The sequence below is a fragment of the Cloacibacterium caeni genome, assembly GCF_907163125.1.
GTDB classification, from domain to species: Bacteria; Bacteroidota; Bacteroidia; order Flavobacteriales; family Weeksellaceae; genus Cloacibacterium; species Cloacibacterium caeni_B.
Window position 1 is genome coordinate 681,824 of the sequence record NZ_OU015319.1, and the last position, 12,840, is coordinate 694,663.

The following is a 12,840-nucleotide window of genomic DNA, read 5'->3' on the forward strand; positions in this document are numbered from 1 at the left end:
ACAAAAGAATTTTCTTAATGTAACATAAGTTACTGCACATGATTTTTATCACCAATATTTTTGCCGAAGAAATAGAGAACGTGTATCAAAAATCTCAATTTCAATTATTAAAATAAATTAAAAAATAGAAAAATTTAAATACAATGAGAAAATTTTTTACGATAGTTTTTGTTTTTTCGCTCGTTCTGAAAGGTTTCTCTCAAGACACCATCAGAATTTCTAGAGCAGAATTAGAACAAAGAATGGTAGACCAAAATCTTCAAATGAAATTGGCTAATGACGAAGCCAAATTAGCACAAGCAGAACTATTGGGGACAAGAGCAATGTATTTACCTAACGTAAATGCTTCTTACACCTTTTCGAATACCAATAATCCTTTGTATGCTTTCGGTTCTAAATTGAATCAGGAGCGTATTACGCAAATGGATTTTGACCCAGCTAAATTAAATGCTCCAGACGCAATTTCTAATTTCGCTACTAAAATTGAGGTGCAACAACCCATCATCAACATGGATGCAGTGTATCTTAAAAAAGCAGGACAAGTAAAATCTGAAGTTTTAAAAATTAAAGCAGAAAGAACCAAAGAATACATTCAGTTTGAGTTCAAAAAAGCATACATGCAACTGCAATTAGCATACAGAATGCTCGAAACACTTGAAAATGCAAAAGCAACTACGCTGGCAAACAAAAAAGTAATCGACAATTATTTCAAAAACGGAATGATTCAGAAAACGGAAGTGTTATACATAGACGTTCGTGTAAAAGAGATAGAAAATCAGATTGCTTATGCAAAATCTAACATAAAAAATGCTTCGGATTACCTTTATTTCTTATTAGACGAAGAGTCTTTCAATAAGGTTTTCAAGCCTACTGAAAAATTAGAATTTCAAAACCAGATTTTAGAAAATACAGCTACACTAAATGTAGAAAGAAAAGATTTACAGGCGTATCAAAAATCTCTGGAAGCGTACGATTATCTGATTAAATCTACCAAAGCCAAATTTTTACCAAGATTAAATGCTTTCGGAAGTTTTGAATTGTATGATAACAAATTCGCACAATTTGGTGCCAATGGTTATTTGGCAGGAGTTCAGTTGTCTTGGAATGTTTTTGATGGATTAAAAGCAAAATCTGAACAGGAAAAATACAAAGCAGAACTCACCAAAGCACAAACCGAAATCACTCAATACAATAAACAAAGTCAGTTAGAACTCAGTAAAGCAAATCGCCAAGTTCAAGATGCTGAAAACAAGGTAAACCTTACTAAACTAGCACTGGAACAAAGCAAAGAAGCCTACAGAATTCGTAAAAACAGATACGACCAAGGTTTAGAAAAGTCTTCAGACTTATTAATGAGCGAAACCACGATGTCTCAAAAAGATTTGGAATACCAACAAGCTATTTTTGAATACAATGTCGCTTTAGAATACTATAAATTTTTAAAACAATAACAATAAAATCTACATATGAAAACATATATTTATTCAGCATTATTTTTAGGAAGCGTATTCCTTGCAAGTTGTTCTTCAGACGAAAATAAATCTGCAGAATTGAATGATAAACCTATCGCGGTTACCGTAAATAAATCTGCAACCAACGCAGTAGGTTCTAATGCTACAGCAAGTGGAAAATTAGTCGCTAAAAATTCTGTAAATGTTTCCACCAGAATGATGGGGTACATTACTGCAATGCGCGCAGAAGTTGGGCAATACGTAAATGCAGGTCAACTTTTAGTAAGCATCAACAGTACAGATATTCAAGCAAAAGGCGGACAAGCTTCTGCTGGAATAGCCCAAGCTCAAGCCAATTATAATATCGCGAAAAAAGATTTTGAAAGATTTCAAAATTTATACAAAAATCAGTCTGCTTCTCAAAAAGAATTAGATGATATGAGAGCGCGTTACGAAATGGCTCAAGCAGGTTTACAAGCAGCTCAGCAAATGAAAAACGAAGTAAATGCTCAGTACAGATATACCAATGTTACCGCACCTATTTCTGGTACAGTTACTGCGAAATATGCCAACCAAGGTGATATGGCAAGTCCAGGAATGCCTTTGTTAACTATAGAATCTCCGGGAGCTTTACAGGCGCAAGTTTTAGTTTCTGAACAGAATATTACCCTTTTAAAATCTGGAATGCCGGTAAAACTTACGTTGAAATCTACCAATAAAGAAGTATCGGGTACGGTTTCAGAAATCAGCAGATCTTCATCAAATACAGGTGGACAATACATGGTGAGAATTAATGTTCCTGCTTCTAAAGATTTATTACCAGGGATGTTTGTGAATGTTCAGTTTCCTTTCAAAAATTCTGGAAATGTAAATCAGGATTTTCAAGAAGGCGTAATGATTCCGAAATCTTCAATCGTAGAAAACGGACAATTAACAGGAGTGTACACCGTAAGTTCACAAAATACCGCAGTTCTAAGATGGGTGAAAGTGGGTAAAACTTTCGGTGATCAAGTAGAAATTTTATCAGGTCTTAACGCAAATGACCAGTACATCATTTCAGCAGAAGGAAAATTGTTTAACGGTGCAAAAGTTATTTTAAAATAATATGAGTTCCGAGATACGAGATACGAGTTTTTTACTCGAAACCCGTAACCCGAAACCCGTAACAAATAGAGAATAGTATGGAAAAAGGATTTGCAGGACGCATCGCCGAGTTTTTTATCAATTCAAAATTAACAATTTTGTTGATGATTGCATTGATGATTATTGGGGTGTACAGTTCCACATTAATACCAAGAGAAGAAGAGCCACAGATTATTGTTCCGATGGCAGACGTAATGGTAGGTTATCCCGGTGCTTCACCTAAAGAGGTAGAAAGCAGAGTGGTAAAACCATTAGAAAAAATCATCTCAAACATAAAAGGAGTAGAGCACGTTCATTCGATGGCAATGAACGGACAAGCCATGATTATCGTTCAGTTTTATGTAGGCGAAGATACAGAACGTTCTTACGTGAAACTCTATGACGAACTCATGAAAAATAAAAATATTTTTCCGAAAGGCGTTTATGAACCGATGGTGAAAACCCGTTCTATTGACGATGTTCCGATGTTGGGTTTAACACTTTGGAGCGAAAAATACAACGATTACGAACTTCGTCAGATGACAGAAGAATTGTCTTCTGAAATCAAGAAAATTAAAGACGTTTCTTTAATCAAAGTGATTGGAGGGAGAAACCGTCAGTTAAAAGTTGAGTTAGACAAAGATAAAATGGCGGAATTGAGCATTGACGCATTAAACGTGATGCAAATGATTCAAGCCAATAACGGAAGTTCACAATCAGGAAGTTTTGATGCTAATGATACTGAATATCTATTGACTACAGGACAGTTTTTAAGTTCTGCGGAAGATGTAGAAAATTTGGTGGTAGGAACTTCGCAAAATATGCCCGTTTACCTGAAACAAATTGCAAAAGTAGAAGATGGAGCGCAATCTCCAGCCAATTATGTGAGTTTCGGTTATGGTAATGCAGTAGAAAATGGTAAAAAATTCAAATCAGAATATCCTGCAGTTACGCTTTCGGTTTCTAAAGTGAAAGGAGCAGATGCCATGAAAATTTCTGAACAGATTTTGGATAAAGTAGAAGATTTAAAGAAAACTTTAATTCCGAATGATGTTCATGTAGAAGTCACCAGAAACTACGGAGAGACTGCTTCTCACAAAGTTTCAGAATTATTGATGCACCTTGGAGTTGCGATTTTAGCAGTAACGGTTTTGGTGATGCTGGCAATGGGTTGGAGAGGCGGATTAGTCGTGTTTTTCTCAGTTCCTTTAACCTTTGCATTGACGCTTTTCAGTTACTATATGTTGGGTTATACGCTGAACAGAATCACGCTTTTCGCTCTAGTTTTTGTAGTGGGAATTGTGGTAGACGACAGTATTATTATTGCTGAAAACATGCACCGACACTTCCACATGAAGAAATTGCCATTCAAACAAGCTGCGATTTATGCCATAAATGAAGTAGGAAACCCTACGATTTTGGCAACGTTCACCGTAATTGCCGCCATTTTACCAATGGCTTTCGTAAGCGGAATGATGGGGCCTTATATGTCTCCAATGCCAATTGGTGCTTCTATTGCGATGATGCTTTCATTATTCGTAGCGTTAACGGTTACCCCTTATTTAGGTTATCATTTATTGAAAGTAAAAGATAACGAAGAGCATAAGGAAGAACAGGGAATGGAAACCAGTAAAATCTATAAAATTTACAAAAAAATAGAGCAACCATTCTTAGACAGCGGTAAAAAACGTTGGACGATGATGGGAATTACCGTAGTGTTGTTATTGATTTCTATGTTGGCTTTCGCTACAAAATGGGTGGCAGTAAAAATGCTTCCTTTTGACAATAAAAATGAAATCCAAGTGGTGATTGATATGCCAGAAGGAACGACTTTGGAAAGAACGGCATCAGTTTCACAGGAAATTGCGCAGTACCTGAAAACGGTTCCAGAAGTGGTGAATTATCAGTCTTATGTTGGTTCATCTGCACCGATTACTTTCAATGGTCTAGTTCGTCATTATGATATGCGTGGACAAAGCAATACTGCTGATATTCAGGTGAATTTATTGCACAAAGAAGACAGAGATAATCAAAGTCACGATGTAGCAAAAAACATTCGCCCAGAAATTCAGAAAATTGCGAAAAAATACAATGCCAATGTAAAAATCGTAGAAGTACCACCTGGTCCGCCAGTTTTATCAACCATTGTTGCAGAAATTTATGGTCCTGATTACGATGAGCAAATTAAAGTAGCCAACCAAGTTCAAAATATCCTGAACAATACAGATGATGTGGTAGATGTAGATTGGATGGTTGAAGCGCCACAAACAGAATTCAAATTGGTTGCTGATAAAGAAAAAGCAATGTTGAACGGTGTTGCTCCAGCACAAATTGTAGGAAATCTTACGTATTTGATGGGTGAACATCCTATCGGAAATCTGTATGATGAAAAATCGAATGATGCGGTAGACATTGTCATGAAATTGAATGATGCAGATAAAACATCAATTACAGATATTACTGATGTAAAAATCAAAGGACAAATGGGAAATATGGTTCCTGTAAGTGATTTGGTGAAAGTTCAGCGCGAAGAATTACAGAAAACCATTTACAGAAAAGACCAAAAAAGGGTAGTGTATGTATTGGCAGATATGGCAGGAGATTTAGAAAGTCCAGCGTATGCAATTCTAGGAATGGAAGAAAAATTGAAAAAAATGCAACTTCCAAAAGGATATTCTATCAATGAATTGTACATGAATCAACCAAGCAATGAAGACGATTATACCGTAAAATGGGACGGAGAATGGCAAATTACGTTAGAAGTATTCCGTGATTTAGGAGCTGCTTTTGCCGTGGTTATCATCATTATCTACATGCTGATTGTAGGTTGGTTCCAAAATTTTAAAACACCAATGGTCATGATGGTTGCTATTCCTCTTTCTTTGATTGGGATAGTGTTAGGACACTGGTTATTAGGAGCTTTCTTCACCGCAACTTCATTCATCGGGATGATTGCTTTAGCGGGAGTCATGGTAAGAAACTCAGTATTGCTCATTGACTTTATAGAAATTCGACTCAATGAAGGAATTCCGATGAAACAAGCGATTATAGAAGCAGGAGCGGTGAGAACTACCCCAATTTTATTAACAACAGGAGCAGTAGTTATAGGAGCGGTAATCATCTTATTCGACCCTATTTTCCAAGGATTAGCCATTTCATTGGTTTTTGGAGCAATCGTTTCTACTTTATTAACACTGATTGTCATTCCGTTGATTTATTACATGACCGAAAAGAAAAAATGGGAGAAAATACACGCAGATGAAAAAACAGAATATGGCGAGATTTCTTCAGAGGATAACCTATAAAAAAATGTATTCAATATGAAACTTTTAATGATTACAGCGATTAGAGAATTTGAGAAAAATGTAAAAGACATTCTCAATCATTCTGGAGTAAAATCTTTTTCATACCATTATGTAAAAGGTTACAAAAATGAAAACGATGGCAGTTCAGAAAACTGGTTCGGAGCTTCACACACCGAGATAGATTCTGTATTATTTGCCGTTTTTATCGACGAGAATTTTACTGAAGAAGTGTATAAAAAAGTGGAGTTTTTCAATGGGAAACAAAAATTCCTTTCTAAAATTCATGTAGCCACATTAAATATAGAAAAATCAATATAACAATAGAAATATGAAGACAAGAGTAATACACGGGTTCGCTGGAACCATTATATTAACAAGTTTGTTACTGGGAATTTTTGTACACCAAAATTGGTTTTGGTTAACAGGTTTCGTAGGCGCTAATTTGTTTCAAAACGCTTTTACCAACTGGTGTTTATTAAGTACCATTTTAGAAAAATTGGGCTTAAAAGAAGAAAAAGACACTTGTTGTAACTAAATTTTTTTTCATTTGTGTTTTTAGGCTTCATTTGTATTTTACAAGTGGGGCCTTTTTTTATGATTTATCCTTAGGAAGTAATTAATATAATATTTGATAAAAAAGATTTTTTATGACCTTAGTTTCGTAGGCGTTAAAAAATTGAAATTAAAATTCGTTAAAAAATTCCTGTTGTTTGAAAAAGCATGGGCAAAAGCGTTGGATTGAGTTTCAGGGATTTTAGAGTTTTAATTTCAATTTTAGCCGAAGAAAGTGCAGTCTTGATTTTTGGTTCTTTTCATCAAGGAAAAGAACAGAAGCTTTAAAATAAATTTTTTATGCTGGCCTCATTTTTTTATTACATTTGTTAAAATTAACATCATGGATTTCAGCATACAACCCATTTTAGAAAGTCACAAAGTAAGACTGGTTCCGCTTCAGGAATCAGATTTCGAAAGATTGTATCAAGTCGCTTCAGACCCTTTGGTTTGGGAACAACATCCGAATAAAAACCGTTTTCAAAGAGATATTTTTAGAAATTTTTTTGATGGAGCCTTGATTTCCGAAGGCGCTTTTATCATCATCGATAAAGTAAGCAATGAAGTGGCTGGAAGTACCAGATTTTACAGTTATGACGAAGATGAAAACTCTATTTTCATAGGCTATACATTTTATGGTAGGAAATTTTGGGGCGGTCAGTTGAATCCTATTGTTAAAAAAATGATGTTAGACTATATTTTCCAATATGTAGATTTGGTGAAATTTCATGTAGGCGCAGAAAATTGGCGTTCCCGAAAAGCCATGGAAAAATTAGGCGCCGAATTCAAAGGAGAAGTAATGGTAGCCTATCATTGCGAACCTACCAAACAAAACGTAGAATATTGGATTAAAAAAGAAAACTGGAAATAATTACATACAGCCTTTCAGCGCATTAGCACCCCAAATAATAGCAATCAAAGAAAGCGTGCCTTTTACTGAGAAAAATAAAATGCCGAGCCAACCGTATTTTTTTAGAAGGGTTTTCCATTTTGGAGTCTTTTTTTCTTCCATAAATATTTTTTTAATTTATAATATTGAATTTAAGAGCCTATCTAGATTTTATTATTTTAAATTTTGTAAACTCTGAAATATTCAATTTAAAAATGTTTTTTATATTGTATTTCTCGCAGATTTTGCAGATTAAGCCGATATTCTTTGAATATCTAAATCTGCTAAATCCGTCTAATCAGCGAGATAATTGATTCTAAATTTTTATAAATCTTAATGGCTTAAAATTGGTTCTAATTTGATGAAGATTCTAAAAATCTTCGTTGATGTGTTTGTCTCGAAATCCTAAAAAGTATAAAACCCCGTCTAAACCTATTGATGAGATAGATTGTCTGGCATTTTCTTTAACCTTTGGTTTGGCATGAAAAGCAATTCCTAATCCTGCAATGTTCAGCATCGGTAAATCATTGGCGCCGTCTCCTACAGCAATTACTTGATCCAATTCTATATTTTCTACTTGAGCCAAAAATTTCAAAAGTTCTGCTTTTCTGTTTCCATCTACAATGTCTCCCAAATGTTTCCCCGTAAGTTTTCCGTCTTTTATTTCGAGTTCGTTGGCATATAAATAATCTACCCCAAAACGTTTTTTAAGATATTTTCCGAAAAAGGTAAATCCACCAGAAAGAATAGCAATTTTATAACCGCATTTCTTTAAAATATGCATCAGTCGGTCTGCACCATCCATAATCGGAAGATTTTCTGCAATTTCTTGCAATACAGATTCCTCTAAACCTTCGAGAAGCGAAACACGTTTTTTAAAACTTTCGCTAAAATCTATTTCGCCGCGCATCGCTGCTTCGGTGATGGCTCTTACTTCTTCACCAGCTCCAGCTCTTTCTGCTAATTCATCAATAACTTCTGTTTTGATTAAAGTAGAATCCATGTCAAAACAGATTAATCGTCTGTTTCTGCGGTAAATATTATCTTTTTGAAATGAAATGTCAATGTCTAATGCGCCACTTAAAGTTACAAATTTTTCGTGAATCAAATTCACATTTTGAGGAGTTCCACGCACCGAAAATTCTATACAAGACCTATTCTGACTATCGTCTTCAGAATCCAGCGGAATTCTTCCTGTCAATCTTTTAATGGTGTCAATGTTGAGACCTTGCTCTGCAATGACTTTGGTGACATGAGCTAATTGGTTGGCTTCTATTTTTTGACCAAGAACCGTAATCACATAACTTTCTTTGCCTTGTCTGGAAACCCATTGGTCGTAATCTTCTCTTTCGATGGGCGTAAATTTGGCTTGTACACCAAGTTCATAAGATTTAAAAAGCAAGTCTTTCAAAATATTGCCTTGCATTTGTGGGTCTAAACGAAACAAAATGCCTAAAGATAAAGATTGATGAATGTTTGCCTGACCAATATCGAGAATTGTTGCATTGTGTTTACTTAAAATTTCAGTGAGCGATGAGGTTAACCCGGGTTTGTCTTCTCCGGTAATACTCATTAATACAATTTCATGTTTGGTCATAGCAATTCTTTGCCCAAAAATACACAATTTCTGCAAAATTCCCTTTCTATACCATTCATTTTCTTTTCTGAAATTTTTAATATAATAGATATTTTATCTTTCAAATTCTTTTATTGTAAAAAATAAATTTATCTAACCTTTAATTTTGAAAAATATTTAACAAAATGCGATTTTTTTTATTGATTCTTTAAAATTTGATATATTTACCGAAATTCAAATTCAACATAATGTCAAAGAAAAATAAAGATTTCGGGATTGAAAAAGTTTTAAAAAATTTAGGAATTAAAGCAGAGAATAAAGGTACTTCTACTGGAGGAAAATGGTTTGCCACAGGAAAAGTAATCGAAAGTTACTCACCAGTAGATGGAAATTTAATTGCTAAAGTCACCGCTTCTTCTAAAAAAGACTACGAAAAAGTAATCGCAGAAGCAGAAAAAGCATTCAAAGAATTTAGACTGATGCCAGCTCCAAAACGTGGAGAAATCGTAAGACAGTTTGGCGATAAACTCAGAAAACATAAAGAAGATTTAGGGAAACTCGTTTCTTATGAAATGGGAAAATCACTACAGGAAGGTTTGGGCGAAGTTCAGGAAATGATAGACATCTGCGATTTTGCCGTAGGTTTATCTCGTCAGTTGCATGGTTTAACCATGCATTCAGAACGTCCAGGTCACAGAATGTACGAACAATATCATCCTCTTGGAATTGTAGGGATTATTTCTGCTTTTAATTTTCCAGTGGCGGTTTGGTCTTGGAACACTGCATTAGCTTGGATTTGTGGAGATGTTTGCGTGTGGAAACCTTCAGAAAAAACTCCATTGTGCGGTATTGCTTGTCAAAACATCATCACCGAAGTGCTTCAAGAGAATAATCTTCCTTTAGGAATTTCAAATTTAGTCATCGGCGACTCTGAAATTGGGGATTTAATGGCAAAAGACACCAGAGTTCCTCTAGTTTCGGCAACAGGTTCTACCAGAATGGGGAAAATTGTGGCTCAAAATGTAGCAGCGAGATTAGGAAAATCTCTTCTAGAACTAGGCGGTAACAATGCGATTATCGTAACACCAGATGCAGATATTAAAATGACGGTAATTGGTGCGGTTTTCGGAGCAGTAGGAACTGCGGGTCAACGTTGTACTTCTACCAGAAGACTCATCATTCACGAAAGCATTTATGATAAAGTAAAAGATGCGATTGTAGCAGCTTACGGACAATTAAAAATAGGAAATCCTCTAGATCAGAATAATCATGTAGGTCCATTGATCGATACCGATGCAGTGAAAATGTACGAAGAGGCATTGAAAAAAGTGAAAAAAGAAGGCGGTAAACTCATTGTAGAAGGTGGAGTTTTAAAAGGAAAAGGTTACGAAAGCGGTTGCTATGTAAAACCAGCGATTGCCGAAGCAGAAAACCATTTTGAAATTGTACAGCACGAAACTTTTGCACCGATTTTATACTTGCTAAAATATTCAGGAGACGTAGAAAATGCCATCGAAATTCAAAATGGAGTAGCACAAGGTTTATCTTCTGCGATTATGACGAATAATCTTAGAGAAGCCGAAAAATTCCTTTCTCAAGTAGGTTCAGATTGCGGAATTGCCAATGTAAACATCGGTACTTCTGGTGCTGAAATTGGTGGCGCTTTCGGTGGCGAAAAAGAAACAGGAGGCGGTAGAGAATCAGGTTCAGACGCTTGGAAAGTCTACATGAGAAGACAAACCAATACCATCAATTACACCACAAACCTACCTTTAGCACAAGGAATTAAATTTGATTTGTAGAATGCTAGATGTTAGATACAGGATGCTGTAAGTTTTACCATTTGTCATTCTGAATGAAACGAAGTGAAATGAAGAATCTATTTTTAATATTATCATTTTTTCTGGTTTTTTCTTGTGAAAAGAAGGAAAAAGAGAAAGTCAATAATAACGATTTAATTAAAAAAGAAAATTCAGAAATTTTCTACCCAAAAGATTTGATTGAACTTGAACTTAAAGATTCTTTAAACTGGGCCGCTCAATTTAAAGAACTTCAGAAAGCTTTTTTAGAAAAAGATAAAACTCAAATTAAAACTTTTATTAAGAACCCAATAATTTCAGAATCCAATAGTATTTGGCATTTGTTAGAGATTGATGTTACGAAAAATGACAATACTGAAGTTCCATTTACTAATAAGGACTTCGAAAAGTATCATCATTTGATTTTTAGTCCATTTTTTTTTGAATTATTTCAAAAAATAGATTTCAATGAGTTTTACGTCAAAAGCAATTATGAAACAAAATTTATTCAAAAAGGAAAAGAAAGATATAAAATGATTTGTTCTAAAGTAGAAGATCTTTACATTTTGAATTTGTATTCAGAAGCTGAATACGAAGAAAGAATGGGAAATATGGAATTTTCAGTTATCTATGAATTTAAAATAATCAATGAAAAATTGAAATTGATTGATATTCAACTTGCAGGATAAAATCAACAAATCAACAAATTAACAAATTAACATATTATCACATTAATCATATGAACAAAACAATAGAATTAAGCCACGAAGTTGCAGGCAACAAAGTAAAAGCAACATTAGGAAAACATATTTTAGCAGATGGATTTGATTTCGTGATGGATTACGAAAAATCTCACGGCTCTTGGATTCATGACCGTTTAACAGGAACAGAATTTTTAGATATGTTTTCTATGTTCGGTTCTGCTTCTGTGGGTTATAATCATCCCTATATTGTGGGGAAATCTGCTTGGTTAGGCAAAATGGCGGTGTACAAACCTACCATGTCCGATGTGTATTTGCAGGAATATGCAGATTTCGTAGAAACCTTCAGCAGAGTAGCTATTCCAGAAGAATTGCCGTATTGTTTCTTTGTAGAAGGAGGAGCTTTAGCGGTAGAAAACGCTTTGAAAACAGCTTTCGATTGGAAAACCAGAAAAAATTGGCTCAAAGGAAGTAAAACAGAAGGTTCTGTAGCAATTCACTTTAAACAGGCTTTCCATGGAAGAAGTGGTTATACCCTGAGTTTAACCAATACCAATGACCCTAGAAAATATCAATATTTTCCATTGTTTGATTGGCCAAGAATCATCAATCCGAAATTGTATTTCCCAATCACCGAAGAAAATTTACAGGAAACCATCAAGAATGAACAATTGGCTTTGGTACAGATTGAAGAAGCGATTTTATCAAATCAAGATAAGGCAGCTTGCATCATCATCGAAACCATTCAAGCAGAAGGTGGAGACAATCATTTCCGTGATGAATTTTTGGTGGAATTAAGAAGAATCTGCGACGAAAACGAAATGTTGCTTATCTTTGATGAGGTGCAAACAGGTATTGGAATTACAGGTAAAATGTGGGCATTCCAAAATTACAGCGTAGTTCCGGATGTGATTTCTTTCGGGAAAAAAGCACAAGTTTGTGGTATTTTGGCAAGTAAAACCAAGTTAGACGAAGTAGAACACCACGTTTTTGCTGAAAGTTCTAGAATCAACTCTACTTTCGGAGGAAATTTCATTGATATGCTAAGATTCCAATTGGTTTTAGAAATTATCGAAAAAGAAAATCTTCTGGAAAATGTACAGAAACAAGGCGAATTTTTATTGGAAGGTTTACAAAAACTTCAAGCGAAGTTTCCACACCTAATTTCTAATGCAAGAGGAAGAGGATTAATGTGTGCTTTTGATTTACCAGACGGAAAAGCAAGAGCAGATTTCCAAGAAAGACTTTTCGAAGAAAACGTAATTGTACTCATCTGTGGCGAAAAATCGATTAGATTCCGTCCACACCTAAATGTAACTCAAGAAGACTTGCAATTTGCTTTGGATAAAATAGAAAAAATTGCATCAAACTACTAAAACTATTAACATTTACTATATTTCTCACAATCGTTCAATTTTTTAAAATTGGGCGATTTTTTTTGACCT

At 34.7% G+C, this 12,840-nt stretch carries 11 protein-coding genes; 9 read left to right on the forward strand and 2 right to left on the reverse strand.

Features of this window, described 5'->3' with window-relative positions:
- Positions 1-143: 143 nt before the first annotated feature.
- From KKQ79_RS03145 to KKQ79_RS03170, 6 genes are all read left to right on the forward strand, one after another.
- The gene (locus tag KKQ79_RS03145) at positions 144-1,451 is read left to right on the forward strand and encodes a TolC family protein (RefSeq protein ID WP_213188945.1); all 1,308 of its coding nucleotides are present in this window, start codon (positions 144-146) and stop codon (positions 1,449-1,451) included.
- Between the two features lie 15 nt (positions 1,452-1,466).
- Entirely contained in the window at positions 1,467-2,555 is a 1,089-nt protein-coding gene (locus tag KKQ79_RS03150; protein ID WP_213188946.1) for an efflux RND transporter periplasmic adaptor subunit, read from the forward strand.
- Positions 2,556-2,632: 77 nt separating this feature from the next.
- Positions 2,633-5,878, forward strand: coding sequence for an efflux RND transporter permease subunit (locus KKQ79_RS03155; protein ID WP_213188947.1), 3,246 nt, complete (start codon positions 2,633-2,635; stop codon positions 5,876-5,878).
- Between the two features lie 15 nt (positions 5,879-5,893).
- Positions 5,894-6,196: a hypothetical protein gene (locus KKQ79_RS03160; RefSeq protein WP_213188948.1), complete on the forward strand. Its 303-nt coding sequence runs from the start codon at positions 5,894-5,896 to the stop codon at positions 6,194-6,196.
- Positions 6,197-6,206: 10 nt separating this feature from the next.
- On the forward strand, positions 6,207-6,413 hold the full coding sequence (locus KKQ79_RS03165; protein WP_213188949.1) for a YgaP family membrane protein: 207 nt from the start codon (positions 6,207-6,209) through the stop codon (positions 6,411-6,413).
- 360 nt (positions 6,414-6,773) lie between these two features.
- Positions 6,774-7,301, forward strand: coding sequence for a GNAT family N-acetyltransferase (locus tag KKQ79_RS03170; protein ID WP_213188950.1), 528 nt, complete (start codon positions 6,774-6,776; stop codon positions 7,299-7,301).
- Here the strand turns inward: KKQ79_RS03170 and KKQ79_RS03175 are convergent, their stop codons facing one another.
- Positions 7,302-7,442, reverse strand: a complete 141-nt coding sequence (locus KKQ79_RS03175; protein ID WP_164467601.1) for a hypothetical protein — start codon at positions 7,440-7,442, stop codon at positions 7,302-7,304. It abuts the gene before it with no gap.
- A 247-nt stretch (positions 7,443-7,689) separates the two neighbouring features.
- The gene (gene serB / locus KKQ79_RS03180) at positions 7,690-8,916 is read right to left on the reverse strand and encodes a phosphoserine phosphatase SerB (protein WP_213188951.1); all 1,227 of its coding nucleotides are present in this window, start codon (positions 8,914-8,916) and stop codon (positions 7,690-7,692) included.
- Positions 8,917-9,143: 227 nt separating this feature from the next.
- Between serB and amaB the strand changes: the two genes are divergently transcribed.
- From amaB to lat, 3 genes are all read left to right on the forward strand, one after another.
- Complete coding sequence (gene amaB / locus KKQ79_RS03185) at positions 9,144-10,697, forward strand: L-piperidine-6-carboxylate dehydrogenase (RefSeq protein ID WP_213188952.1); 1,554 nt, start codon at positions 9,144-9,146, stop codon at positions 10,695-10,697.
- A gap of 68 nt (positions 10,698-10,765) precedes the next feature.
- A complete protein-coding gene (locus tag KKQ79_RS03190) occupies positions 10,766-11,383 on the forward strand; it encodes a hypothetical protein (protein WP_213188953.1) in 618 nt (205 codons plus the stop codon).
- 50 nt (positions 11,384-11,433) lie between these two features.
- A complete protein-coding gene (gene lat / locus KKQ79_RS03195) occupies positions 11,434-12,771 on the forward strand; it encodes an L-lysine 6-transaminase (RefSeq protein WP_213188954.1) in 1,338 nt (445 codons plus the stop codon).
- Positions 12,772-12,840: the final 69 nt, after the last annotated feature.